Here is a 25,142-nt window from a genome sequence, read left to right on the forward strand (position 1 = left end):
GTGGCGTGAAGCCGGTTGGGACCGGGATCGCCCGTTCGGCGCAGGCGGGCGGGCGGCGGGGGACCGCCGGCGGGGGCTGCGGCGCGGGGGCGGGAGGGGCTGCGGCCCGGAGCGACGGGGGTTGCGGCGCGGGGCGGGAGGGCGGTGGCGCGGGGTCCGACGGGGCGTCAGGAGCCGCTGGTGGCGGGCTCCTCGTCCGGGAACAGCCGCAGCCGGTGGGCCAGTGCGGCGGCCTCGCCGCGGCCGGTGACGGCGAGCTTGGCCAGGATGTTGGAGACGTGCACGCTGGCGGTCTTCGGCGAGATGAACAGCTGTTCGGCGATCTGCCGGTTGCTCCGGCCGAGGGCGAGCTGGCGCAGCACGTCCCGCTCGCGCGGGGTGAGGCCGAGGCCGGGGCCGGGCTCGGGGTCGGCGGCGGCCCGGCGGACCGGGCCGAGTCGGGCGGCCAGCAGGTCGGCGTCCCGGCGGGTGGTCAGGTCGCCGCGGCGGCGGGCGAGTTCGGCGGCCTCGTGGAGCTGTGCGGCGGCGCTCTCCCGGTCTCCGGCGGCGGCGCTGTCCTCGGCGGCGCGCAGCAGGGCCAGCGCGAGCGGGCCGGGCAGGGCGGCGGCGCGCAGCGCGGTGACGGCGCGCTGCCGGTGCTCGGCGGTGGGGCGGCCGGCGGCGCGGGCGAGTTCGCCGGCCAGCAGGGCGGCCCAGCCGCGGTCGAGGTCGCAGCGCGGGGTGATCCGGGCGGCCTCGGCGGCGATCCGGGCCAGCGCGGCCTCGCCCTCGGGGGTGCGCGGGTGCTGGTCGGCCTCGGCCTCGGCGGCGTGGGTGAGCAGCGGGAGCAGGTGGCCGCCCTGCCGGGTGAGGACGGTGCCGTCGAGGGCTTCGGCGAGCCGGGCGCGGGCCTGTTCGGGGCGGCCGAGGCGGATGGCGAGCCGGACGCCGAGCGAGGCGGTGGGCAGCACGTGCTGGGGCTGGGCGCCGCCGCCGCCGCTGGCGTGGGCGGTGTTCCAGTGGGTCTCGGCCGCGGTCAGGTCGCCGCGGAGCAGGGCGAGTTCGCCGCGCAGCCGGTCCATGAACTCGCCGTGGGTGTCGGCCTCGGGCTTGTCGTCCCAGTCGGCGAGGACGGCGGCGGCCTCCTCGGTGCGGCCGGTGGCGAGCAGCGCCTCGGCGAGGTTGCCGGTGAGGATCGGGCCGGTGTTGAGCATCAGCCCGCTGCCGCGGGCGGCCTCCAGGCCCTGGCGGGCGGCGGTGGCGGCCTCCTCGGCGCGGCCGACCGAGAGCAGCAGGCTGGCCAGGTTGTTCAGGCCGCGGGTGTGGACGTCGCCGTTGCCGAGCGGGCGGGCCAGTTCGACGGCCTCGGCGAGCAGGGCGACGGCCCGTTCGGCGTCCTCGAAGTCGCCGAGCAGTCCGGCCAGGGTGACCCGGGCGTGCACCTCGACGGAGGGTTCGCCGGCCCGGCGGGCGACGTCGACGGCGCGTTCGGCGGTGGCGACGGCGTCCGGGCCGGGGTTGCGGAGCAGGCCGTGCGCGGCCTCCAGGGCGAGCGCCTCGGCCTGCACGGCGGACGGGCCGAGGCCCCGGACCAGGCGGTGGGCGTACTGGATCTCCTCCAGGCCGCCGCTGCGCTTGAGCTGGTCGAGCATCTTGGCGCGCTGGAGCCGGAACCAGGCGGCGCGCAGCGGGTTGCCGGTCTCGTCGACCAGGGCGAGGGCGCGGCGGGCCAGGCCCTGGCCGCGGTCGCGGTCGCCGGCCCGGCGGGCGGCGACCACCGCTTCGGCCAGCACGTCGACGAGTTGCAGGCGCTCGCAGTCGTGGTGCTCGCCGTCGTCGCAGGCGCAGGGCGGGTAGGTCTCGGCCCAGTCGTAGGGGCGCAGGGTGGTGGCGAGGACCTGTTCGGAGACGGTGTCCCAGAGCTCGATGGCGCGTTCGAGCATGGTGAGCTGCTCGGCGAAGGCGTTGCGGCGGCGGGCGGCGCGGGCGGCGTCGAGGGCGGCGGGCAGCGCCCGGGCGGGCTGGTGGGCGTGGTACCAGTAGTCGGCGAGCCGGGCGGTGCGCTGTTCGGCCCGGACCAGGGACGGGTCGGCCTCCAGGACGGTGGCGAACCGCCGGTTGATGCCCTGCCGTTCGCCGGGCAGCAGGTCGTCGGAGACCGCCTCGCGGACCAGCGCGTGCCGGAACCGGTAGCCCTCGCCGTCGGTGTCGGGGCGCAGGATGTTGGCGCCGACGGCGGTGCGCAGGGCGGCGATCAGCTGGTCCTCGCCGGTGCGGGAGCCGTCGGGGCCGTTCTCGGCGACGACGGCGGCGAGCAGGGCGTGCTCGATCCGGGAGCCGCCCTCGGCGGCAATCCGGACGATCCGCTGGGTCTCCTCGGGGAGCGCCTCGACCCGGACCAGCAGGATGTCGCGCAGCGACTCGGTGACGCAGGCCAGGCAGCCGTCCCGGTAGGCGGCGGCGAGTTCCTCGACGAAGAACGGGTTGCCCTCGGAGCGGCGGTGGATCCGGTCCACCACGTCCCGGCCGAGCGGCTCGGGGCCGAGGATGCCGGCCAGTTGGGCGGCCACCTCGGGCCGGTCCAGGCGGTCCAGTTCGATCCGCTGGACGGTGCGCAGCCGTTCGAGTTCGGCCAGGAACGGGCGCAGCGGGTGGCGGCGGTGCAGGTCGTCGGTGCGGTAGGTGGCGACGATCAGCACCCGGGAGCGGTGCAGGGTGCGGACCAGGTAGGCGAGCAGTTCCCGGGTGGAGCGGTCCGACCAGTGCAGGTCCTCGATGGCCAGCACCACCGTCCGGTCCTCGGCCAGCCGCTCGAACAGCCGGGTGGTGTGCTCGAACAGCCGGGCCCGGCCGTACTCGTCGTTGCCCTCGCCGTCGGCCTCGCCGAAGTCCGGCAGCAGCCGGGCGAGGTGGCCCTCCAGCCCGGCGGCGGCCCGCTCCAGCTCCGGGCCGAGCCGCCGGTGCAGGCGGCGCAGCGCGGCCGAGAGCGGCCCGTACGGCAGGCCCTCGGCGCCGACCTCCAGGCAGGCGCCCAGCGCGGTGACCGCGCCGTCCGCCTCGGCCCGGGCCAGGAACTCCTCCAGCAGCCGGGTCTTGCCGACCCCCGCCTCGCCGCCGACCAGCACGGCCTTCGGCTCCCCCGCCCCCGCCCGGTCCAGGCCGGCCCCGAGCAGGCCGCTCTCCCGGCCGCGTCCGACGAAGACCGGGCTGACTGTCTGCTCCATGCCCGTGAGCATGCCACAGCCCTCGAACAGGGCCGAGCGGTTATCCCACCCGTCGGACCGGCCGGGCCCGCCGGTCATCCGGCACAGCCCGCCACGGCGCTCGAACGGCCCTGCTCCGCACCGGACTTGACCCGCGGCGCGGCCTCCCGGCGGACCGCCCGCACCACCCGCCCGACCAGCCCGGCGCGCGCACCGGCCGCCTCCCGGGCCAGCCGTTCGGCGGCGGCCCGGTCGTGCAGTTCGCGTTCCCGTACCTTGAACAACTCGTACTCGTACACGGTGTTTTCCCCTCGTTGCGTGCTGGTGTCCAGCCTCCGCCCCCAGGGGGGTGCACCACATCGGGAGCCTGCCCGATCTCCGCGGGCCGCCGGGCGGGGAAAACGCCGGTGCCCGCCCCCACCCGGGGACGGGCACCGTGCCCGGCGGGCCTAAGCAGCCTCCTTAGGCCCCGCCGTACCGCCTTAGGGACCTCAGGCCAGCTTCTCCAGGATCAGGTCCTTGACCCGGGCCGCGTCCGCCTGCCCGCGGGTGGTCTTCATCACCGCGCCGACCAGCGCGCCGACCGCCTGCACCTTGCCGTCGCGGATCTTCGCGGCGACGTCCGGGTTGTCGGCGATCGCCTGGTCGACGGCCGCGCCGAGCGCGGAGTCGTCCGAGACCACGGCGAGGCCGCGCCCGGCGACCACGTCGTCCGGCTCGCCCTCGCCGGCGAGGACGCCCTCGATGACCTGGCGGGCCAGCTTGTCGTTGAGCTTGCCCTCGGCGACCAGCGCGCACACCCGGGCCACCTGGGCCGGGGTGATCGGCTGCTCGGACAGCTCGGTGCCGGTCTCGTTGGCGCGCCGCGCCAGCTCGCCCATCCACCACTTGCGGGCCTGGTCGGCGGGGGCGCCGGCCGCGATGGTCTCCGAGATCGGCTCCACCGCACCGGCGTTGAGCACCGACTGCATGTCCTTGTCGGACAGGTTCCACTCGGCCTGCAGCCGGGCCCGGCGGACCCGGGGCAGCTCCGGCAGCGAGGCCCGCAGCTCCTCGACCCACTCCCGGGCCGGGGCGACCGGCACCAGGTCGGGCTCGGGGAAGTACCGGTAGTCCTCGGCGTTGTCCTTGATCCGGCCGGCCGTGGTGGAGCCGTCCTCCTCGTGGAAGTGCCGGGTCTCCTGGACGATCGTCCCGCCGTCGCCGAGCACCGTGGCGTGCCGCTGGATCTCGAACCGGGCGGCCCGCTCGACGCTGCGCAGCGAGTTGACGTTCTTGGTCTCGCTGCGGGTGCCGAAGGTCTCGGTGCCGTTGGGGCGCAGCGACAGGTTGACGTCGCAGCGCATCTGGCCCTTGTCCATCCGGGCCTCGGAGACGCCCAGCGCCCGGATCAGCTCGCGCAGTTCGGCGACGTACGCCTTGGCGACCTCGGGGGCCCGGTGGCCCGCGCCCTCGATCGGCTTGGTGACGATCTCGATCAGCGGGATGCCGGCCCGGTTGTAGTCCAGCAGCGAGTACTCCGCGCCGTGGATCCGGCCGGTGGCGCCGCCGACGTGGGTGGACTTGCCGGTGTCCTCCTCCATGTGGGCGCGCTCGATCTCCACCCGGAAGACCTCGCCGTCCTCCAGCTGCACGTCGAGGTAGCCGTTGAAGGCGATCGGCTCGTCGTACTGGCTGGTCTGGAAGTTCTTCGGCATGTCCGGGTAGAAGTAGTTCTTCCGGGCGAACCGGCACCACTCGGCGATCTCGCAGTTCAGCGCGAGCCCGATCCGGATCGCGGACTCCACGCCGACCGCGTTGACCACCGGCAGCGAACCGGGCAGGCCGAGGCAGGTCGGGCAGGTCTGCGAGTTGGGCTCCGCACCGAGTTCGGTGGAGCAGCCGCAGAACATCTTGGTCTTGGTACCCAGCTCGACGTGGACCTCAAGGCCCATCACCGGGTCGTACGAGGCGAGAGCCTCCTCGTAGGAGACCAGGCTCATGACGCTCACAGCGTCCCTTCTTCAGTCATGGGAGGTTCAGCCGAGCAGGACGTCGTCGTCGCCGAGACGCTTGAGCTCGCGGACGAGGAGCGCGGTGCCGGTGATCAGGGCGGCGGCGCCGACCACGGCGTTGATCAGCTTGAGGGTGTCGTTGTCGGCGCGGGCGCCGCGGATGTCCTTGGCGATGGAGACGGCGCCGAAGGCGCTGGTGCCGATGGACAGCCAGAGGCCGGGCTTCGAGTGCTTCCAGCCCTTGGCCTTCTCGATCTTGCTCATAGTGCCGGTGCCTCCTCCAGCAGGGCGTGGCCCCACTTGTCGTTGAGCGCGGCCTCGACGGCGCCGCCCACGCGGTAGAGGCGGTCGTCCGCCATCGCGGGGGCGATGATCTGCAGGCCGACCGGGAGATTGTCCTCCGGGGCGAGCCCGCAGGGCAGCGACATGGCCGCGTTGCCCGCCAGGTTCGAGGGAATGGTGCACAGGTCGGCGAGGTACATCGCCATCGGGTCGTCTGCCCGCTCGCCGATCGGGAATGCCGTGGTCGGGGTGGTCGGGGAGACCAGCACGTCGACGCCCGCGAAGGCGGCGTCGAAGTCCCGGGAGATCAGGGTGCGGACCTTCTGCGCGGAGCCGTAGTAGGCGTCGTAGTAGCCGGACGACAGCGCGTAGGTGCCCAGGATGATGCGGCGCTTGACCTCGGAGCCGAAGCCGGCCTCGCGGGTGAGCGCGGTGACCTGCTCGGCGGAGCGGGTGCCGTCGTCGCCGACCCGCAGGCCGTAGCGCATGGCGTCGAACCGGGCGAGGTTCGAGGAGCACTCGGACGGGGCGATCAGGTAGTACGCGGGCAGCGCCAGCGTGAACGACGGGCAGGAGACCTCGACGACCTCGGCGCCCAGTTCGCGCAGCAGCTCGACGGACTCCTCGAAGCGCTGCATGACGCCGGCCTGGTAGCCCTCGCCGGCGAACTCCTTGACCACGCCGATCCGCATGCCGCGCACGTCGCGCATCCGGGCGGCGGCGACCACGTCGGGGACGGGGGCGTCGATGGAGGTGGAGTCGAGCGGGTCGTGCCCGGCGATCGCCCGGTGCAGCAGCGCCGTGTCGAGCACGGTGCGGGCGCACGGGCCGCCCTGGTCGAGCGAGGAGGAGAAGGCGACCAGGCCGTAGCGGGACACCGAGCCGTAGGTGGGCTTGACGCCGACGGTGCCGGTGACGGCGCCGGGCTGGCGGATCGAGCCGCCGGTGTCGGTGCCGATGGCGAGCGGCGCCTCGAAGGCGGCCAGCGCGGCCGCCGAGCCGCCGCCGGAGCCGCCGGGGATCCGGGTGAGGTCCCACGGGTTGCCGGTCGGGCCGTAGGCGGAGTTCTCGGTGGAGGAGCCCATCGCGAACTCGTCCATGTTGGTCTTGCCGAGGATGACGACGTCGGCGTCCTTCAGACGCTTCGTCAGGGTGGCGTCGTAGGGCGGGATCCAGCCCTCGAGCATCTTCGACCCGCAGGTGGTCGGCATGCCCCGGGTGGTGAACACGTCCTTGAGCGCCAGCGGCACGCCGGCCAGCGGGCCGAGTTCGGCGCCGGCCGCGCGCTTGTCGTCGACGGCGCGGGCCGCGGCCAGCGCGCCCTCGCGGTCGACGTGCAGGAAGGCGTTGACCTTCTTGTCGACGGCGTCGATCCGGTCCAGGTGGGCCTGGGCGACCTCGACGGCCGAGACCTCGCCCTTGGCGATCGCGGTGGCCGTCTCGGCCGCCGTGTACTTGATCAGCTCGGTCATCTCGGTCAGTCCTCCCCGAGGATCTGCGGCACGCGGAAACGCTGGTCCTCACTGGCCGGGGCGCCGGACAGCGCCTGCTCCGGGGTCAGCGACTGTCGCACCTCGTCCGCGCGCATCACGTTGGTGAGCGGGAGCGGGTGGGAGGTCGGCGGGACGTCCTGCCCCGCGACCTCGGAAACGCGGGCGACCGCGCCGATGATCACGTCGAGCTGCTCGGCGAAGTGGTCCAACTCCTCCGCCTGCAACTCCAGACGCGACAGCCGGGCGAGGTGGGCGACCTCCTCGCGCGTGATGCCAGGCATGCAGCGATCCTCAAGGGTGAGTTCTGGTGGGCCGGGCCTTGCCCGCTGGGCACGCCCGGTCCTTTCGGTCCTAAGGGGCCATCCTATGGGTACCGCGGGGTACCACAGGCTGCCGTAGGGCACCATGGGCCGCCGCACACGCGGCGCGGGGCCCGCCCGGGGACGTCCCGGACGGGCCCCGCGCGGGTGCGCTCAGCGCGGCAGCGACTCCACCGGCGGTGCGTCGTTGCGCCGCACCAGCAGCCAGGCGGTGGCCTGGTCGGCGGGCAGCGCGGCCGAGACCAGCCAGCCCTGGACGGCGTCGACGCCCATGTCCTGCAGCCGCTCCCAGGTCTCGTCGTCCTCGACGCCCTCGGCGACCACGGTGAGCCCCAGCGAGTGGGCGAGCTCGACCGAGCAGCGCACCACGGCGGCGTCGTGGTCGTCGGCGACCATCCGGGAGACGAAGGAGCGGTCGATCTTGAGTTCGCCGACCGGCAGGCTGCGCAGCCGCACCAGCGAGGAGTGCCCGGTGCCGAAGTCGTCCAGCGACATCCGCACGCCGTAGCGGCGCAGTTCGGCGAGGGTGTCGGCGGCGCGCCGGCTGTCGTCGAGCAGCAGCCGTTCGGTGATCTCCAGTTGGAGGGCGGCGGCGGGCACCTGGTGCCGGGTGAGGTGTCCGGCGACCCGGGCGGCGAAGCCGGGGTTGAGGACGTCGCGCGGCGAGACGTTGACGGCGACCGGCACCATCAGGCCCTGGTGGCGCCAGCGGGCGATCTGTCCGACGGCGCTCTCCAGCACGTAGTCGGTGAGCCGGGGCATCAGTCCGGAGGACTCGGCGAGGGCGATGAACTCGTCCGGCGCGACCCGTCCCTGTCCGGGCCGGTCCCAGCGCACCAGCGCCTCCAGGCCGACGACGCTGCCGTCGAAGGCCACCTTGGGCTGGTAGTGCAGTTGCACCTCGTTCATCTCGATGGCCCGGCGCAGGTCGCCGAGCAGGCCGATCCGGTAGGGGGTGTCGAGGTCGCGGGCCTCGTCGTAGCGCTCGACGCCGCTGCGGCTGTGCTGGGCGTGGCCCATCGCCACGTCGGCGCGTCGCAGAAGCGATTCTGCGTCCTGGGCGTGGGTGGGGTAGACGCAGACCCCGGCGCTGGCCTCCAGCACCAGCAGCAGGCCGTCCAGCCGGATCGGTGCGGCGAGTTCGGCGATCAGCGCCTTCGCGGTGCGCTCCAGCACGTCGGGGCTGCCCACCCCCGGCAGCAGCACGGCGAACTCGTCGCCGCCCATCCGGGCCACCACCGGCCGTTCGCCGCGGCGCAGCGGCGGGGGCAGCGCGGTGCCGTCCTCGCCGTCCCGGGGGTGGCCGGTGCCGGTGCGCAGGGCGCGGTGCAGCCGGCGGGCGATGTGCACCAGCAGCCGGTCGCCCGCGGTGTGGCCGAGGGCGTCGTTGAGCGAGCGGAAGCGGTCCAGGTCGAGCAGGATCAGGCCGACGCTGTACCCGGGTTCGGCCTCGTGCCGGGCCAGCGCCTCCTGGGTGGCGATCAGCAGGGCCTGCCGGTTGGGCAGGTCGGTGAGCGGGTCGGTGAGCTGGTCCCGGGCCCGGTCGCGGGCGATCCGCCAGGCGGCGACCAGCACGGCCAGGGGAACCGCGAACAGCGGGAGCAGCTCGGGTTCGTAGCGGTACACCAGGACGGCCAGCGGGATGAGCGGCGCGGCCCCGGCCAGCAGCACGCCGAGCAGCAGGACCGCCCCTGCCACCCCCTGCGGCGGGCGTGTGGGCGCGCCGCCGGTCGTACGATCCATAAGCCCAGTCCTCCGTCGGGCCCACCCCCCGGCGGGGCCGCCTCACGGTGAGGCACCCCTCTCCTCAGAGGTGCCGGTGGACGTCAGACGAGGGCGTGTCCCCGGGGCTCCGGCGGGAAGGCCGGCGCCACACACTCCTGCTGACAGTTCGTAGCGCCCAGGGTAAGCCGGGGTGCACCGCCTGGGCGCACTTTCGGGCCACCTCTGAGCGCAACGTCATATCCGCGCGTTGTTCAGTGACACAATGCCCGATTTCCTTCTCGAACACCCGGCTGACGCGGCATCAGGACGATAACGACCCGTCAGGAAACCTTCTCCGCCGTCTCTTCTCCGGCATTCTCCCCCACCGCGCCGGTTCCGTCCGGATCGCCGTCGGCGGCCGCCGGCGCGTCCGCGGGTTCGAGCCCGAGGTGCGCCCGGGCGGCGTCCGCGCCCTGCTCCAGCAGGACGGTGAAGCCCGCGTCGTCCAGGACCGGGACGCCCAGTTGGACCGCCTTGTCGTACTTGGAGCCGGGGTTGTCGCCGACCACCACGAAGTGCGTCTTCTTCGACACCGAGCCGGTGACCTTGGCTCCGCGCGAGGTCAGCGCCTCCTTGGCGCCGTCCCGGGTGTGCCCGGCGAGGGTGCCGGTGACCACCACGGTCAGGCCCTCCAGCGGGCGTTCGCCCTGTTCCTCGGCGCCCTGCTCGGTGAAGGCGACGCCGGCCTCCCGCCACTTGCGGAGGATCTCCCGGTGCCAGTCCTCGGCGTGCCACTCCTTGACGGCGCGGGCGATGGTCGGCCCGACGCCCTCGACGGCGGCCAGTTCGGTCTCGTCGGCGGCGAAGATCCGGTCCAGGTCGCGGAACTCGCGGGCCAGCGCCTGGGCGGCGACCGGGCCGACGTGCCGGATCGACAGGCCGTTCAGGAAGCGCCACAGCGGGCGGTCCTTGGCGGCGGCCAGGTTCTCCAGCAGGACGCCGGTGTTCTTCTTCGGCGCGCCGGAGGTGGTGGCGAAGAAGGAAACTTTCTTTTCCAGGCCGGTCTTGTCGTCCGGCTTGGGCATGCCGGTCTTCGGGTCGCGCACCAGGACCTTGATCGGCAGCAGCTGTTCCTCGGTGAGGCCGAAGATGTCGCCCTCGTCGCCGACCGGCGGGTCGGCGGGCTCCAGCGGCTGGGTGAGCGCGGTGGCGGCGACGTAGCCGAGGCCCTCGACGTCCAGGCACTGGCGGCCGCCGAGGAAGGCGATCCGCTCGCGGACCTGGGCCGGGCAGTGCTGGGCGTTGGGGCAGCGCAGGTCGATGTCGCCCTCGGACATCGGGCGCAGGTCGCTGCCGCACTCCGGGCACTGCGCGGGCATCACGAACTCCCGCTCGCTGCCGTCGCGCAGGTCGTAGACCGGGCCGAGGATCTCCGGGATCACGTCGCCGGCCTTGCGCAGCACCACGGTGTCGCCGAGCAGCACGTCCTTGGCCTTGACCACCTGCTGGTTGTGCAGGGTGGCGTACTGCACCATCGAGCCGGCCACCTTCACCGGCGCGGCCAGCACCGCGTACGGGGTGGCCCGGCCGGTGCGGCCGATGCCGATCTTGATCTCGGCGAGCTTGCCGGTGACCTCCTCCGGCGGGTACTTCCAGGCGATCGCCCAGCGCGGCGACTTGGAGGTGGAGCCGAGCCGGCCCTGCAGGGCGATCTCGTCGACCTTGACCACCACGCCGTCGATCTCGTGCTCGACGGAGTGCCGCTGCTCGCCGAAGCGCTTGATGAACGCCCGCACCTCGTCGAGCGTGCCGACCACCTCGTTGTGCCGGGCGGTGGGCAGGCCCCAGTCGTGCAGCAGCCGGTAGGCGTGCGACTGGCAGTCGATGTCGAAGCCGACCCGGGCGCCGATGCCATGCACCACCATCCGCAGCGGGCGGGACGCGGTGACGTGCGGGTCCTTCTGGCGCAGCGAACCGGCGGCGGCGTTGCGCGGGTTCATGAACAGCCGGATCATCGCCCGGGGCCGCTTGCCCTCCTTGGCGCGCTCCTCGTTCTCCTGCCGGCGGCGCTCGTTCTCCTCGGCGAAGGAGGCGTTCAGCGCGTCGAACTCCTCGGTGGGGAAGTACACCTCGCCGCGGATCTCGACCAGTTCCGGGACGTCCTCGCCGTGCAGCCGGTGCGGGATGCCCGCGATGGTGCGGACGTTGGCGGTGATGTCGTCGCCGACCACGCCGGTGCCGCGGGTGGCGGCCAGCACCAGCTCGCCGCGCTCGTACGTCAGGTTGACGGCCAGGCCGTCGACCTTCAGCTCGCACAGGTAGTGGTAGTCGATGCCGGACAGTTCGGTGGCGACCCGCTCGGCCCAGGCGGCCAGCTCCTCGTCGTCCATCGCGTTGTCCAAGCTGAGCAGCCGCTCCCGGTGCACCACCGGGGCGAACTGCCCGGTCGACCCGCCGCCGACCTTCTGGCTCGGCGAGTCGGGCGTCACCAGCGCCGGGTGCGCGGCCTCCAGCGCCTCCAACTCCCGCATCAGGACGTCGAACTCGGCGTCGCTGATGACCGGGGCGTCCTGGTCGTAGTACCGGGCCCGGTGCTCCTCGATCTCGGTCGCCAGCTCGGCGTGCCGCGTCCGCACCTCCGCCGGGATCTCCTCCCAGCCCTCCACAGCCGCCACCGCGCCGTCCTCCTCGCTCGTCACTCCGGGTTGTCCACCAGGCTCCGGGCGGCCCGGACCGCCACGGCCAGTGCCCGTCGCGCGTACGCCGGGGACGCCCCCGCCAGCCCGCACGTCGGCGTCACCACCACCCGGCGGCCCAGCAGTTCGGGGGCCAGCCCCAGCCTGCGCCACAACGTCCTGACACCCTGGACACTACCGGCCGGGTCCGACACCGCTTTTGATTCGGCGGGTGTCGCGTCGGTGGACGGCACCACACCGGCGAGCAGCAGGGTGCCGCCCTCGACCGCCTCGCCCAGGTCGTCGTCGTCACGCTCCGTCAGCAGGCCGAAGTCCAGGCTGATCCCGGCGGCCCCGGCCCGGCGCAGCAGCGGGATCGGCACCCCGGGCGCGCAACTGTGCACCAGGACGGGCGCGTCCAGGCCGCCGATCAGCTCGCGCAGCGCCTGCTCGGCGAGTTGGCGGTCGACCGCGCGCAGCCGCTGGAAGCCGCTGGCGGTCTTCACCGACCCGGCCAGCACGGCGGGCAGCAGCGGCTCGTCGAGCTGCAGCACCACGGTGGCGCCGGGGACCCGGCGGCGGACGTCGGCGAGGTGGCGGCGCAGGCCCTCGGTGAGCGAGCCCGCGATGTCGCGGCAGGCGCCGGGGTCGCTGAGCGCCTTCTCGCCGTGCCGGAGCTCGATCGAGCCGGCCAGCGTCCACGGCCCGACCGCCTGCACCTTGAGCGGCCCGGCGTAGCCCTGGGTGTACTCCTCCAGCGCGTCCAGGTCCTCGCCGAGCCAGGACACCGCCCGCTTGGTGTCCCGCCCGGGGCGGTCGGTGAAGCGCCACCCGCTGGGCTCGGTCTGCACGAACAGCTCGGTCAGCAGCCCGGCGCCGCGCCCGATCATGTCGGCGCCCGGCCCGCGCGCGGGCAGTTCGGGCAGGTGCGGCAGCTGCTCCAGCTCGGCCAGCACCCCCCGGGCCATCTCCCGCACGTCCGTGCCGGGCATCGACCCGACCCCGGTCGCCGCGCCGGCCAGCTCCGCGAAAACGTCCACGTCAGTCACGGGGGAGAGCCTACGAGGCGCGCGAGGGGCGCGGGAAACGGCCCGCGCCCCTCGGCGTCCCGGCTACTTGCCCGGCCGGACGGTGATCTCGGTGATCTCGGCGTCCCGCGGCAGGTCGATCGCGGTGAGGACGGCGGTGGCGACCGACTCCGGCGCGATCCAGCGCTCCGGGTCGTACGCGGCGCCCTCCTGCTGGTGGACCTTCTGCTGCATCGGGGTGGCCGTCCGGCCCGGGTAGACGCTGGTCACCCGGACGCCGTTGGCGTGCTCCTCCTGCCGCAGCGCGTCCGCCAGCGCGCGCACCGCGAACTTGCTGGCCGCGTACGAGCCCCAGGTCGGGTCGGCCCGCAGCCCGGCACCGGAGTTGACGAACACCACGTGGCCGCGGGCCAGCCGCAGCGAGGGCAGCAGCAGCCGGGTCAGCTCGGCGGGCGCGACCGCGTTGACGTTCAGCTGGTGCTGCCAGGCCTTGACCGGGGTCTCCGCGACGGTGCCGAGTTCGACCACGCCCGCGACGTGCAGCAGCGAGTCGAGTTCGACCGGGAGCGTCTGGTGCCCGAACGCCCAGGACAGCTTGGCCGGATCGTCCAGGTCGCCGACCAGGGTCTTCGCCTCGGGGTAGCGCTCGCGCAGCTGGGCGGCCCGGCGGGCGTCGCGGACGAGCAGCCAGAGCTCCTCGCCGCGGGCGGTGAGCTTGTCGGCGACGGCGGCGCCGATGCCGGAGCCGGCTCCGGTGATCAGGTGGACACCCACGACGGTCTTCCTTACTGGGGCTGGTGCGCGGACAGGTGGGCGAGGGCCTCGGCGGGGGTCTGCGCGAAGGCCACCAACTCGGCGAGCGGACGGGGCAGGAAGCCCTCGGCGTCCATCCGCTCCAACTGGAGGCGCAGGCCGGTGTAGAAGCCCTCGCTGTCCAGGACCACCACCGGCTTGTCGTGCAGGCCGTGCTTCTTCAGCTCCAGCACCTCGGTGATCTCGTCCAGCGTCCCGACCCCGCCGACCAGCACCACCAGCGCGTCCCCGTGGGCCAGCAGCTCGGCCTTCCGGGTCGGCAGGTCGGGCATCGTCACCAGCTCGTCCGCACCCTCGTACGCCTTGTGCCGCAGGAACTCCACCGAGATCCCGACCAGCCGCCCGCCGGCGGCCTTGACCCCGTCGGCGAGCTGCCCCATCAGCCCGGCGTGCGACCCTCCCCACACCAGCGTGTGCCCGGCCTCACCGAGCAGCCGGGCGAACTCGGCCGCCGGGGCGGTGTACTTGGCGTCGAGGGAGTTGGCGGAGCAGAAGACCGTGATGTTCATAGTGCTCCCAGTCCTACCACCGGCCCGTGTGCCCAGGTCAAACCGATTAGAGCAGCAGCCCCCAGTAGACGAACGCGGCCAGCAGCACGGCGGCGCTCGCCCAGGACAGGAACCGGCCCCACAGGTTGGTGAACTTCAACGCCAGCCGGACGGCGATCGCCGCCGCCGGCAGCACCGACAGGCCCCAGCACACCACCGCGGGCATGCCCGGGAAGACCCCCACCCGCAGCAGCCACATCAGGATGGTCGAGGCGATGGCGATCGACCACACCGACTCGAAGACGTCGTCGGACCCGCCCTCGTTCCTGCCGTACCCCCCGCCCGGCATCGGCCCCGGGCTGTCGCTGATGACGTACGAACCGTCGTCCAGCTTGCGAACGTACCTGTCCTTCATCGAGGCCCCCTGTCCGTCGCCGCCCCGGGACGCCGATTCTAAGCGGAGCCCCGCCCTCCCGGCAGTCCTCCGGCGCCCCCGGAAAACCCTTGGCCCACCGGGCTCCCGGCCTGCCACCATGCCGCGCGTGACGATGGTGGACGAAGCATGGCGGCGGCTGGCCGACCAGGTCGGCGAACCGGTGCTGGAGCAGCTGCGGCGGGCCGCCCGGAACGAGCCGACCACCTGGGAACTGTCGCTGTACCGCTGGGACAAGGGCATGGACCCGGCCGCGCCCGCCGCGCTGCCCTTCCTGGTCGCCCTGGTCCGCGAACCGGACCGACCGAACCGGGAAGAGCTGCTGAACACCTTGCTGCACCTGGTCGGCGTCGGTCGGCAGGAAGCCGCCGAACGGATCGCACCCGGTTGGGCCGCCGCCTGGCGCGAACACCGCACCACCCTGGAACCGCTGCTGGCCGACCCGGACCTGGAGGTCCGCCGAACGGCCCTGCACCTGACGGAGCGGGCGGCACCGCTGCTGGCGCGGATCCCCGAGGAGAGCGAACCCTGGTTTCGAGCAAAGCAGTTGATCCGTCTGGGCGAGGTGGCCGACCCGGCCGACGACGCGGCCCGCGCACTGCTCACCGACACCCTGAACGGCGCCGACGGCCCGGACGCCGCCGCCCACCGACTGGCCGCGCTGTGGGGGCTGGCCGCGCTGGACGCCGCCGAGCCGGAGCGCTGGGCCGACCAGTGGGTGGCGGCCGTCCTCGACCCGGCGGCGCCCGCCGCCGTCGAGCGGCTGTGGACCGAGCCCGACGACGACCACCCGGCGACACTGGGCCGGGAGATCATCTGGACCGGCCGCAGCCTGCCGCTGCGCCTCGCGGCGCACCTCACCGTCCGGCTGGCCCGAGCGGCCGCAGAGGCGGGCCGCCACGAACTGTGCGAGGTTGCGCTGGATGCCGGCTGGCACCCGCTGCTGGCTCTCCCGTCCGCCGGCCCGCTCTGGCCCGCTACCGCCGGCGCGCTACTGTCCTCGCCCGCCTCGGAGGTCCGGCACCGGGCAGCGGCCGTCCTGGCGGTGCTGGGCCGTGCGGCCGCCCCGTACGCCGACGCCCTGCACGCCCTGCTGGCGGACGCCGACGGTGACGAGTTCCTCGACGGCACCACCGCCGACCAGGCGCGCTGGGCGCTGGCCCGGATCGGCGACCCGCGCGTCCTGCCCGGCCTGGTGCGGCGGTTGACGGCGGTGGAGCGGGAGAACGGCCGGGGCTACGCCACCGGCGACCCGCGCCGCCCCGAACCGTACGACGCGCTGCTCCCGCTGCACGGGCACGCGGCGGTGCTGCGCCCGCAGGTCGCGGAGTGGGCCAGGGAGGGCGAGTCGCACGCCTGGCCGTGGAACCATCCGGGCGCCCGGCTGCTGGCGGCCTGGGACGGCACCGCCGACGGCCCGAAGCCGCCCTCGGACCCGGAGACGGCGGCGCGCGGACTGCTCCGGGTGCCGCCGGCCTGGCGGTACAAGGAAGACCGGAACCTGTACCTGGACGCCGTCGCGGCCGTCGCCGAGCTGTCCCGGCGCGGCCCGCTCTCCCCCGGGGTCCGGGCCGCCGTGGAGCACGCGCTGTCCCTGGACCGCCGGCTCTCCCCGCTGCACGACTACCGGGCGGTCCTGGACGACGAGCGGCTGCGCGAGGTCCTGCGCAGCGCCCTGGACGGCGAGGCGGTCGTGATGCCGCCGCTGTCGCACTGGGAACAGGCCGACTTCGAGTGAGGAACCCTAGACCCCGACGGCCCGCTCGGTGCTCGCGATGGTGGCCGAGCCGACCACCCGGGTGCCGTCGTACAGCACCACGGCCTGGCCGGGGGCGATGCCGCGGGCCGGGGTGTCGAGCCGGACGTGCAGCTGGTCGTCGCCCAGCACGGCGGTGACCGGCACCTCCTCGCCGTGGGCCCGCAGTTGGGCGGTGTAGCGGCCCTCGCCGACGGCGGGGGTCCCGCACCAGCGGGGGCGGATGGCGGTCAGGGCGTGCACGTCGAGTCCCTCGACCGGTCCGACGGTGACGGTGTTGTTCACCGGGGAGATGTCGAGGACGTAGCGGGGCTTGCCGTCGGCGGCGGGGCGGCCGAGCCGCAGGCCCTTGCGCTGGCCGATGGTGAAGCCGTACGCGCCGTCGTGCTCGCCGAGCTTGGTGCCGTCGGCGTCGAGGATGTCGCCGGGGGCGGTGCCGAGGCGTTCGGCCAGGAAGCCCTGGGTGTCGCCGTCGGTGATGAAGCAGATGTCGTGGCTGTCGGGCTTCTTGGCGACGGCCAGGCCGCGCCGCTCGGCCTCCGCCCGGATGACGTCCTTGGTGGTGTCGCCGAGCGGGAACAGCGAGTGCGCGAGCTGTTCGGCGTCGAGCACGCCGAGGACGTACGACTGGTCCTTGGCGGCGTCGACGGCGCGGTGCAGTTCGCGGGTGCCGTCGGCGTGGTCGACGATCCGGGCGTAGTGGCCGGTGCAGACGGCGTCGAAGCCGAGCGCGATCGCCTTGTCGAGCAGCGCGGCGAACTTGATCTTCTCGTTGCAGCGCAGGCACGGGTTGGGGGTGCGTCCGGCGGCGTACTCGGCGACGAAGTCCTCGATCACGTCCTCGCGGAAGCGTTCGGCCAAGTCCCAGACGTAGAACGGGATGCCGATCACGTCGGCGGCGCGGCGGGCGTCCCGGGAGTCCTCCAGGGTGCAGCAGCCGCGGGCGCCGGTGCGGAAGGACTGCGGGTTGCTGGCGAGCGCCAGGTGGACGCCGGTCACCTCGTGGCCGGCCTCGACGGCCCGGGCGGCGGCGACCGCGGAGTCGACGCCGCCGGACATCGCGGCGAGCACGCGCAGGCGGCCGGTGGACGGGGTGGTCGGGGCGCCGGGGAAGTCAGTCATGGTGCCTCCAAGCGTAACGGGGACGGGCGGCGCCCCGGCCGTCACCCGTGGACCAGGGCGGGCGGCTCGGCGACGGGCTCCCCGGCCGGTGCGGCGGGCCGGTGCCGGGGCAGTGCGAGGGCCAGCAGGAACGCGGCGAGCAGCAGCGCGGCGCCGGTGCCGAAGGCGAGGTGGAAGCCGCCGGTGCCGCGTCCGGCGGCCAGCGCGGTGAGGACGGCGACGCCGAGCGCGGCGCCGACCTGCTGGGTGGTGTTGAGCAGGCCGGAGAGCAGTCCGGCGTCCTCGGGGCGGGCGTCGGCCATGCCGAGGGCGGTGAGGGCGGTGGCGGCGAGGCCGAACCCGGCGGCGCTGAGCAGGGTGGGCAGCACGTCGGCGGCGTAGTCGAGGTGTCCGGCCGGGAGCCGGGTGAGCAGGGCGATGCCGACGGTGAGCAGGGCCAGGCCGAGCAGCAGGGTGCGGCGTTCGCCGATCCGGGCGATGGTGCGGGCGGCGAGCAGCAGCGAGACGGCGCCGATGGTGAGGGCGGCGGGCAGCATGGCCAGGCCGGTGGCCAGCGCGCCGTAGTGCTGGACCTGCTGGAGGTACAGGGCGAGCAGGATCTGGAAGCCGAACAGCGCGGCCAGCATGAGGATCTGGACCAGGTTGGCGAGGGCGGTGGTGCGCCGGGCGAGGATCCGCAGCGGCAGCAGCGGGGTGGCGGCGCGGGCCTGCCGGTGCAGGAAGGCGGCGAGCAGGACGAGCGAGGCGGCGCCGGTGGCGAGGGTGCGGGCGGAGGTCCAGCCGGCCGGGCCGCCCTCGACGATGGTGTAGACGCCGAGCATCAGTCCGCCGGTGACCAGGGCGGCGCCGGGGGCGTCGGCGCCGGCGCCGAGGCCGGGGCCGCGGTCGTCGGCCAGCAGGCGGCGTCCGGCCAGGACGGCGGCGGCGCCGATCGGCAGGTTGATGAAGAAGATCCAGTGCCAGCCGAGGCCCGCGGTGAGGACGCCGCCGAGCACCTGGCCGAGCGAGGCGCCCGCGGCGCCGGTGAAGCCGACCACGCCGAACGCCTTGGCCCGCTCGGCGGGGTCGGGGAACAGCGCGACCACCATGCCGAGGCCGACGGCGGAGGCCGTCGCGCCGCCGACGCCCTGCAGGAAGCGGGCGGCGATCAGCGTCGCGGGGCCGGTGGCGAGGCCGCAGAGCACGGAGGCGGCGGTGAAGGCGGCGATCCCGGCGAGGTAGACCCGGCGGCGGCCGAGCAGGTCGCCGAGGCGTCCGGCGAGCAGCAGCAGTCCGCCGAAGGCGACCACGTAGGCGTCCACCACCCAGGCCAGTCCGGCCGGTCCGACGTGCAGGTCGGTCTGGATGGCGGGCAGCGCGACGGTGGTGATCGATCCGTCGAGGATCACCATCAGCATGCCGGCGCACACCACCGCGAGGGCCGGCCAGCGGGTGCGTGACGAGTTCTCGGGCATGGTCTCTCCCCTCCGTGGGGACGCGTGGGCGCGCTCCCCCGATAAGAGAGACCGTAGCAGATAGTTTTGTAGTAGACGATCCTGAACGGGACGGCTATCCCCGCCGGGCCCGCCGCGGCTTGCGCACCCCGCCGGCCTCGTCCGCCGCCGGGAGCTCCGCCGACCGCTGCAGCCGGTCCAGCGCGTCCACGAACACCTGCCGCTCCCCCGCCGACAGCTCGCCCAGCGCCTCCCCGTGCACCCGGTCGACGATCACCTCGCCGCGCCGCACCAGCTCGGCGCCCGCGGGCGTGACGTGGATGACCTTCACCCGCCGGTCGGTCGCGGACGGGTGACGCTCGGCCAGGCCGTCCCGCTCCAGCTCGTCGGCGGTGACCACCATGGTGGTCTTGTCCAGCCCGGCGATCGCGGCCAGCTGCGACTGGGTGCGCCCGCCCTCCAGGGCGTGGACCAGCACGCAGTGCTTGCGCGGGGAGCTGTCGATCTCGGCCAGGGCCAGCGACAGCCGGGTGTTCATCGCGTGCGCGGCCTGCACCAGCATCCCGGTGAGGTCGCGGACGGTGCGCTCGGGCAGGGGGGCGTCCATGCCCCCAGAATACGTCCGGTAACAGAAGGTTCCGCCCGGGAGGGAAACCCGGCCTCAGCGCGCGGCGCGCACCAGCCCGGCCCGGCGGGCCCGTTCCACCGCGCCCGGCAGTGCGGCGGCCAGCGCCGCCACGTCGGCGGCGGTGGAGGTGTGGCCGAGCGAGAAGCGCAGCGAGGCCCGGGCGAGTTCCGGGTCGACGCCCATCGCCAGCAGCACGTGGCTGGGCTGCGGGACGCCGGCCGAGCAGGCCGAGCCGGTGGAGCACTCCACGCCGGCCGCGTCCAGCAGCATCAGCAGCGCGTCGCCCTCGCAGCCGGGGAAGGAGAAGTGCGCGTTGGCGGGCAGCCGCCCGTCGGCGCCCGGGTCGCCGTTGAGCACCGCGTCGGGCGCGGCCGCGCGGACCACCGCGAGCAGTTCGTCGCGCAGCGCGCCGACCGCGGCCGCGTAGCCGGGCTGCCGCTCGACGGCCAGCGCGGCGGCCACCGCGAACCCGGCCGCGCCGGGCACGTCCAGCGTCCCGGAGCGCACGTCGCGCTCCTGGCCGCCGCCGTGCAGCAGCGGGACGGGCTTGGCGGAGCGGGCCAGCAGCAGCGCGCCGACCCCGTACGGGCCGCCGACCTTGTGGCCGGTGACGGTGAGCGCGGTCAGCCCGGAGTCGGCGAAGGAGACCGGCACCTGGCCGAGCGCCTGCACCGCGTCGGAGTGCATCGGCACGTCGAACTCGGCGGCGACGGCCGCGAGTTCGCGGATCGGCTGGACGGTGCCGACCTCGTTGTTGGCCCACATCACGGTGACCAGCGCGACCGTCTCCGGGGCCCGCTCGATCGCCTCCCGGAGCGCCTCGGGGTGCACCCGGCCGAGCGCGTCGACCGGCAGGTACTCGACCTCGGCGCCCTCGTGCTCGGCCAGCCAGTGCACCGCGTCCAGCACCGCGTGGTGCTCGACCGGGCTGCTGAGCACCCGGCGGCGGGCCGGGTCGGCGTCCCGCCGGGACCAGTACAGGCCCTTGACCGCCAGGTTGTCGGACTCGGTGCCGCCGCCGGTGAGCACGATCTCGCTGGGGCGGGCGCCCAGCGACTCGCCGAGCGACTCCCGGGACTCCTCGACCACTCTGCGGGCCCGCCGTCCGGCGGCGTGCAGCGAGGAGGCGTTGCCGACCACCCCGAACTGCGCCGCCGTCGCGGCGATCGCCTCGGGCAGCATCGGGGTGGTGGCGGCGTGGTCGAGGTAAGCCATAGCGGGACCAGTGTAGGCGGCCGCAGAGTCACGATTTGGCCATTGCACCCTCTGCAACGCGCCGTTAGCCTTCCGGCCACGCCGATGTGAGAGGGAGGGGCCGTGTCCCAGACGGTCGACCGCGCGCTGACCATCCTGGCGTCGCTCGGCGAGGGCCCGGCGTCGCTGGAGCAGGCCGCCGCGAAGATCGGCGTGCACAAGTCCACCGCGCTGCGGCTGCTGCGCACCCTGCAGGAGCACGGTTTCGTCCACCGGCAGTCCGACCAGCGCTACCGGCTCGGCGGCCGGCTGTTCGCGCTCGCCCACCAGGCGCTGGAGGGCATCGACATCCGGCAGGTCGCCGCCCCGTACCTGGCGGTGCTGAACGAGCGCTACGGGCACACCGTGCACCTGTCGGTGCTGGAGGAGGACGAGGTGCTGTACCTCGACAAGGTCGAGGCCAAGTACCCGGACCACGGCCGCAGCTGGCTCGGCGAGGCCAGCCGGATCGGCAAGCGGGCGCCCGCGGTGGCCACCGCGGCGGGCAAGGTGCTGCTGGCCGACCTGCCCGCGGAGAAGCTGGCCGCGTTCCTCGACGCGGCGGACTTCCCGGCCCGCACCCCGCAGTCGATCCGCGGCCCGGAGGAGTTCCGGGCCGAGCTGGCCGAGGTGCGCCGCCGCGGCTGGGCGGTGGACCAGGCCGAGTACCAGGAGTCGGTGAACTGCATCGCCGCCCCGATCGCCGGCACCGAGGGCACCGCGATCGCCGCCTGCTCGATCTCCGCCCCGGTCCGGATCGCCTCGGTGACCGAGCTCAGCAAGCTGCTGCCGGAGCTGCTCTGCACGGTCGAGGCGATCTCGCTGGCGTACGGCGGCTCGCCTACTCCTCGCTGGTGCGAGAACCGTTGCGGTGCCAAGCACGAGGTGCGCGCCAGCCGTACTTGAGCGCCAGCATCCGCATGGTGAACGCGACCACGGCGGCCAGCGCGGCGTTCAGCGGGGTCAGCTCCCCGGCCGCGATCAGCACCGCCACCACGGCGGAGCCGACCAGCGCCGGGACGGCGTAGATCTCGCGGTCCCAGCGCAGCAGCGAGGGCGGCTCCATCGCCAGCAGGTCGCGGATCACGCCGCCGCCCGCGGCGGTCAGCATGCCGCAGGCCACCGAGGGGACGGCGCCCAGGCCGTAGGTGTGCGCCTTGATGGTGCCGGTGACGCAGAACAGGCCCAGGCCCGCGGCGTCCAGCACCATCACCGCCCGGGTGATCCGCTCCACCTCGGGGTGCAGGAAGAACACCACCACCCCCGCCACCAGCGGGGTGGGGAAGTACCCGAAGCTGGTGAACGCGGCCACCGGCAGCGCCCCGATCACCAGGTCCCGCAGGATGCCGCCGCCCAGCGCGGTGGCCTCGGCCAGCACGCAGATGCCGAAGATGTCCATGTTCTTGCGGACCGCCATCAGGCCGCCGGACAGCGCGAACACGAAGATGCCCACCAGGTCGAGGGTCTGCTGGACGTTGTGCGGGAAGATCTCGGAGGTCACCTGGTCAGTGTGCACACCGGCCTCCCGCCGCCCGCCGCCGGGCGGTCAGGCGAACTGCTCGTGCGGCGCGGGCCCGCCCAGCGCGTTCAGCCGGGTCGGCATCCGCAGCGTGGTCATCCGCCGCCAGCCGCCCGCCCGCTCGTACGCGTACACCGCGTGGATGCCCGCCGCCAGCGCCGCCGACTTCGCCCGCGGCCAGCGCAGCAGCTCCCCGAGGTGCGCCATCACGGCCAGGCTGACGTCCCGGTAGGTGCGGATCTCCGCCCGGGCGGTGGACTGCAGGGTGTCCAGGATCGCCCGCCCGTGCCCGTGGTGCGCCAGCCGCAGCAGCTCCTCGTGGCAGAACGCCAGGTGGTTGTCCTCGTCGTTGGAGATCATCCGCACCGCCCGGCCCAGCTCCGGGTGGTCGCCGAAGATCCGCTTCAGCATCAGCATCTGCTCGGACGCCCGCTGTTCGGTGACCCGGCTGTGCGCCAGGTACGTGATCACGTCCTGCTCGGTCAGCGGCTCGTCGCGGCGCAGCCGGGTGTGCGCCAGGCCGATGCCCTGCCGCTCCAGGATCATCGTGTAGTCGGTGTCGTCCGGGACGTCCCGCTCGGTCAGGCCGCGCTTGTGCATCAGCGCCTTGAAGATCCGGCCGTGCTTGTCCTCGTCGGCGCCGTGCCGGGCCACCTTGGGCGCCAGCTCCGGGTCGGGCACCAGCCGGGCGATCCGGCCGTTCTCCCAGCCGCCCTGGTCCTCGCCCTTCGCGGCGATCGAGCAGAACAGCCGGAACGCCTGGTCGTCGTCGTGGATCTCCTGGAACAGACTGCTGGCCGACAGCATGGTGACCTACCCTCGCGCGGGAGCCGGGACATTCCGCTCCAGTCAAGGCACCGCCCCCGCCCCCGGCAACAGCTCCGGCCGGGGGCTGCGCCGGACGAAGGACAGCCTGGCCTGCGGAGGCCGCTGCCGCGACGCCCGGCCCGGCGCCGGCCCGGTACCGGCCTAGCCGACCAGCCGGCGCCGCCAGTCCAGGCCGGTCACCTCGACGGCCCGCGACGGGTCGCCGTCCCAGCCGACCGTCAGGCCGACGGCGCGCAGGGCGGCCGCCACCTCGTGGCCGACCGCGGCGGTGGTCTCGGACGAGCCGTCGAAGCCGCCGTAGTGCAGCGACAGGCCGTGGCCCTCGGCGGCGTGGCCGGTGCTCTGGGAGTGGAAGTAGACGAAGCCGCGGGCCTCCGGGTCCTCCGCGCCGATCTCGCTGTTGCCGCAGCTGTGGCAGCAGGTGAAGTTCTCCCGGGCGGTGATCCCGGCCGCCTCCAGCGCGCCGAACGCCCGGGCCAGCCGCTCCGGGTCGGTCTCGCCGGTCCAGGTGCGCTGCTCGGCGACCCGCTCCAGCCAGAGCCGGTCGGCCAGCTGCTTGGCCTGCTCCGCGCCGACCGGCCGGTGCCCGTCCCGGACCAGGTACTCCTGCGCGGTCTCGGCCAGCCCGTCCAAGGTGGCGTACCCGCCGACCAGTTGGCGCCGCAGCTCGACCAGCAGGCTCTCCTCGTCCTCCTCCGGCAGGTCGAGCGGCGCGGGCTCCGGGTCCGGCCCGAAGTCGATCCGCTCCCACTCCTCGCCCGCCGCCCAGTCCGCGTCCTGCCGGGCCCAGCCGACCAGCAGTTCGGCGACCCGCTCCAGTTCGGTCACCCGCGCCCCGAAGTGCCGGGACTGCGCGCCGTCCCGGTGCTCGACCGTCCAGGAGCCGTCCTCCGGGCAGGCCTGGGCGTAGGTGTCCGGCAGGTCGGGGACCCGCTGGAGGACCAGGAAGGCGCCCTCCCACTGGGCCATGTCCCGTACCAGGTCGACGAGTTCGCCCTCCGGCACCCGTACCCGCACGACGTCGTCCTGGTCCCTGACCGTGATCTGCAGCATGCCCCCACCCTGCCACCCGCCACCGTCAGTCCCGCCGGCCCGCCCGAACGACGGAGTCCGCCCGGCGGAGGGGGACCCCTCGCCGGACGGACTCCCGAACGAGGAGCTACTCGCCCGCGTTCTCCGGGAAGTGGCAGGCCACCTGGTGCCCGGTGGACACCGCGGCCAGCGGCGGCTGCTCGCTCGCGCAGACGTCCTGGGCCTTCCAGCAGCGGGTGCGGAAGCGGCAGCCGGACGGCGGGTTGAGCGGGGAGGGCACGTCGCCGGTGAGCAGGATGCGCTCGCGGCGCTCCTTGCGGCGCGGGTCGGGCACCGGCACCGCGGACATCAGGGCGTTGGTGTAGGGGTGCATCGGCCGGGCGTAGAGGGCGTCCCGGTCGGCGATCTCCACCACCTTGCCGAGGTACATCACCGCGACCCGGTCGGAGACGTGCCGGACCACCGAGAGGTCGTGCGCGATGATCAGGTAGGTGAGGCCGAGCTCCTTCTGGAGGTCGTCCAGCAGGTTGACCACCTGGGCCTGGATGGAGACGTCCAGCGCGGAGACCGGCTCGTCGGCCACGATCATCTTGGGGCGCAGCGCCAGGGCGCGGGCGATGCCGATGCGCTGGCGCTGGCCGCCGGAGAACTCGTGCGGGTAGCGGTTGTAGTGCTCGGGGCTGAGGCCGCAGAGCTCCAGCAGGTCCTGGACGGCCCGCTTGACGCCGTGCTCGGTGCTGATCTTCTGCAGCCGGAAGGGCGCGCCGACGATGGTGCCGATGGTGTGCCGGGGGTTCAGCGAGGAGTACGGGTCCTGGAAGATCATCTGGATGTCGCGGCGGTACGGGCGCATCGCCGCGACGCCCAGGTGGGTGATGTCGCTGCCGTCGAACTCGACCTTCCCGCCGGTGGGTTCGTCGAGCCGGGTGACCAGGCGCCCCATGGTGGACTTGCCGCAGCCGGACTCGCCGACCACGCCGAGGGTCTCGCCGGCGTTGACCGTGAAGTCGATGCCGTCGACCGCCCGCACCGCGCCGACCTGGCGCTTCAGCAGGCCCTTGGTGACCGGGAAGTGCCGGGTCAGTCCGGTGACCCTCAGCAGGGGTTCGCGGTCGGGCCCGGGCGCCTGGGCCGGCACCTTCTCGAGCTGCGGCACCGCCGCCTGACTGTCCGTCATCG

22 protein-coding genes are annotated in these 25,142 nt (G+C 74.2%); 2 read left to right on the forward strand and 20 right to left on the reverse strand.

Annotated features, from left to right (window positions below):
* Positions 1–167: 167 nt before the first annotated feature.
* From EDD39_RS00575 to EDD39_RS00630, 12 genes are all read right to left on the reverse strand, one after another.
* Complete coding sequence (locus EDD39_RS00575) at positions 168–3,203, reverse strand: helix-turn-helix transcriptional regulator (RefSeq protein WP_244256549.1); 3,036 nt, start codon at positions 3,201–3,203, stop codon at positions 168–170.
* Between the two features lie 74 nt (positions 3,204–3,277).
* Positions 3,278–3,481, reverse strand: coding sequence for a hypothetical protein (locus tag EDD39_RS00580; protein ID WP_123552740.1), 204 nt, complete (start codon positions 3,479–3,481; stop codon positions 3,278–3,280).
* 192 nt (positions 3,482–3,673) lie between these two features.
* Positions 3,674–5,173, reverse strand: coding sequence for an Asp-tRNA(Asn)/Glu-tRNA(Gln) amidotransferase subunit GatB (gatB, locus tag EDD39_RS00585; RefSeq protein WP_123552742.1), 1,500 nt, complete (start codon positions 5,171–5,173; stop codon positions 3,674–3,676).
* Positions 5,174–5,200: 27 nt separating this feature from the next.
* Complete coding sequence (locus EDD39_RS00590; RefSeq protein WP_030919494.1) at positions 5,201–5,440, reverse strand: hypothetical protein; 240 nt, start codon at positions 5,438–5,440, stop codon at positions 5,201–5,203.
* Positions 5,437–6,930, reverse strand: a complete 1,494-nt coding sequence (gatA, locus tag EDD39_RS00595) for an Asp-tRNA(Asn)/Glu-tRNA(Gln) amidotransferase subunit GatA (RefSeq protein WP_123552744.1) — start codon at positions 6,928–6,930, stop codon at positions 5,437–5,439. The genes EDD39_RS00590 and gatA overlap by 4 nt, the downstream gene beginning before the upstream one ends.
* 5 nt (positions 6,931–6,935) lie before the next feature.
* Positions 6,936–7,232, reverse strand: coding sequence for an Asp-tRNA(Asn)/Glu-tRNA(Gln) amidotransferase subunit GatC (gene gatC / locus EDD39_RS00600; RefSeq protein WP_030460841.1), 297 nt, complete (start codon positions 7,230–7,232; stop codon positions 6,936–6,938).
* A 192-nt stretch (positions 7,233–7,424) separates the two neighbouring features.
* On the reverse strand, positions 7,425–9,014 hold the full coding sequence (locus EDD39_RS00605; protein ID WP_123552746.1) for a putative bifunctional diguanylate cyclase/phosphodiesterase: 1,590 nt from the start codon (positions 9,012–9,014) through the stop codon (positions 7,425–7,427).
* A gap of 302 nt (positions 9,015–9,316) precedes the next feature.
* Positions 9,317–11,674, reverse strand: a complete 2,358-nt coding sequence (ligA, locus tag EDD39_RS00610) for an NAD-dependent DNA ligase LigA (RefSeq protein ID WP_244256550.1) — start codon at positions 11,672–11,674, stop codon at positions 9,317–9,319.
* Positions 11,671–12,642: a methionine synthase gene (locus tag EDD39_RS00615; RefSeq protein ID WP_244257069.1), complete on the reverse strand. Its 972-nt coding sequence runs from the start codon at positions 12,640–12,642 to the stop codon at positions 11,671–11,673. The genes ligA and EDD39_RS00615 overlap by 4 nt, the downstream gene beginning before the upstream one ends.
* A gap of 120 nt (positions 12,643–12,762) precedes the next feature.
* Positions 12,763–13,452, reverse strand: a complete 690-nt coding sequence (locus EDD39_RS00620; protein WP_123552749.1) for an SDR family oxidoreductase — start codon at positions 13,450–13,452, stop codon at positions 12,763–12,765.
* Positions 13,453–13,463: 11 nt separating this feature from the next.
* The gene (locus EDD39_RS00625; RefSeq protein ID WP_030919470.1) at positions 13,464–14,000 is read right to left on the reverse strand and encodes an LOG family protein; all 537 of its coding nucleotides are present in this window, start codon (positions 13,998–14,000) and stop codon (positions 13,464–13,466) included.
* A 46-nt stretch (positions 14,001–14,046) separates the two neighbouring features.
* Complete coding sequence (locus tag EDD39_RS00630) at positions 14,047–14,394, reverse strand: hypothetical protein (protein WP_123552751.1); 348 nt, start codon at positions 14,392–14,394, stop codon at positions 14,047–14,049.
* Positions 14,395–14,521: 127 nt separating this feature from the next.
* Here EDD39_RS00630 and EDD39_RS00635 point away from each other — a divergent pair, with 127 nt between their 5' ends.
* Positions 14,522–16,150 (forward strand): hypothetical protein, encoded by a 1,629-nt coding sequence (locus EDD39_RS00635; protein WP_148089372.1) that lies wholly within the window; start codon positions 14,522–14,524, stop codon positions 16,148–16,150.
* Positions 16,151–16,156: 6 nt separating this feature from the next.
* Here EDD39_RS00635 and mnmA read toward each other — a convergent pair whose 3' ends face one another.
* The 4 genes from mnmA to EDD39_RS00655 all read right to left on the reverse strand — a co-directional run bounded on the left by mnmA (position 16,157) and on the right by EDD39_RS00655 (position 20,566).
* Positions 16,157–17,290, reverse strand: a complete 1,134-nt coding sequence (gene mnmA / locus EDD39_RS00640) for a tRNA 2-thiouridine(34) synthase MnmA (RefSeq protein WP_123552756.1) — start codon at positions 17,288–17,290, stop codon at positions 16,157–16,159.
* A 41-nt stretch (positions 17,291–17,331) separates the two neighbouring features.
* Complete coding sequence (locus tag EDD39_RS00645) at positions 17,332–18,744, reverse strand: MFS transporter (protein WP_123552758.1); 1,413 nt, start codon at positions 18,742–18,744, stop codon at positions 17,332–17,334.
* A gap of 94 nt (positions 18,745–18,838) precedes the next feature.
* Positions 18,839–19,330 (reverse strand): MarR family winged helix-turn-helix transcriptional regulator, encoded by a 492-nt coding sequence (locus tag EDD39_RS00650; protein ID WP_123552760.1) that lies wholly within the window; start codon positions 19,328–19,330, stop codon positions 18,839–18,841.
* 54 nt (positions 19,331–19,384) lie between these two features.
* A complete protein-coding gene (locus tag EDD39_RS00655; RefSeq protein ID WP_123552762.1) occupies positions 19,385–20,566 on the reverse strand; it encodes a cysteine desulfurase family protein in 1,182 nt (393 codons plus the stop codon).
* Positions 20,567–20,668: 102 nt separating this feature from the next.
* Here EDD39_RS00655 and EDD39_RS00660 point away from each other — a divergent pair, with 102 nt between their 5' ends.
* A complete protein-coding gene (locus EDD39_RS00660; protein WP_123552764.1) occupies positions 20,669–21,490 on the forward strand; it encodes an IclR family transcriptional regulator in 822 nt (273 codons plus the stop codon).
* On the opposite strand, the gene EDD39_RS00665 is transcribed toward EDD39_RS00660, so the two are convergent.
* The 4 genes from EDD39_RS00665 to EDD39_RS00680 form a co-directional block, all read right to left on the reverse strand.
* A complete protein-coding gene (locus EDD39_RS00665; protein WP_162869910.1) occupies positions 21,426–22,085 on the reverse strand; it encodes a trimeric intracellular cation channel family protein in 660 nt (219 codons plus the stop codon). The genes EDD39_RS00660 and EDD39_RS00665 overlap by 65 nt on opposite strands.
* A 45-nt stretch (positions 22,086–22,130) precedes the next feature.
* Positions 22,131–22,910: a ferritin-like domain-containing protein gene (locus EDD39_RS00670; RefSeq protein WP_123552768.1), complete on the reverse strand. Its 780-nt coding sequence runs from the start codon at positions 22,908–22,910 to the stop codon at positions 22,131–22,133.
* Positions 22,911–23,072: 162 nt separating this feature from the next.
* Positions 23,073–23,984, reverse strand: a complete 912-nt coding sequence (locus EDD39_RS00675) for a DUF6891 domain-containing protein (RefSeq protein ID WP_123552770.1) — start codon at positions 23,982–23,984, stop codon at positions 23,073–23,075.
* Between the two features lie 106 nt (positions 23,985–24,090).
* On the reverse strand, positions 24,091–25,140 hold the full coding sequence (locus EDD39_RS00680) for an ABC transporter ATP-binding protein (protein ID WP_123552772.1): 1,050 nt from the start codon (positions 25,138–25,140) through the stop codon (positions 24,091–24,093).
* Between the last annotated feature and the right edge of the window lie 2 nt (positions 25,141–25,142).

It is taken from the genome of Kitasatospora cineracea (genome assembly GCF_003751605.1).
GTDB lineage: Bacteria > Actinomycetota > Actinomycetes > Streptomycetales > Streptomycetaceae > Kitasatospora > Kitasatospora cineracea.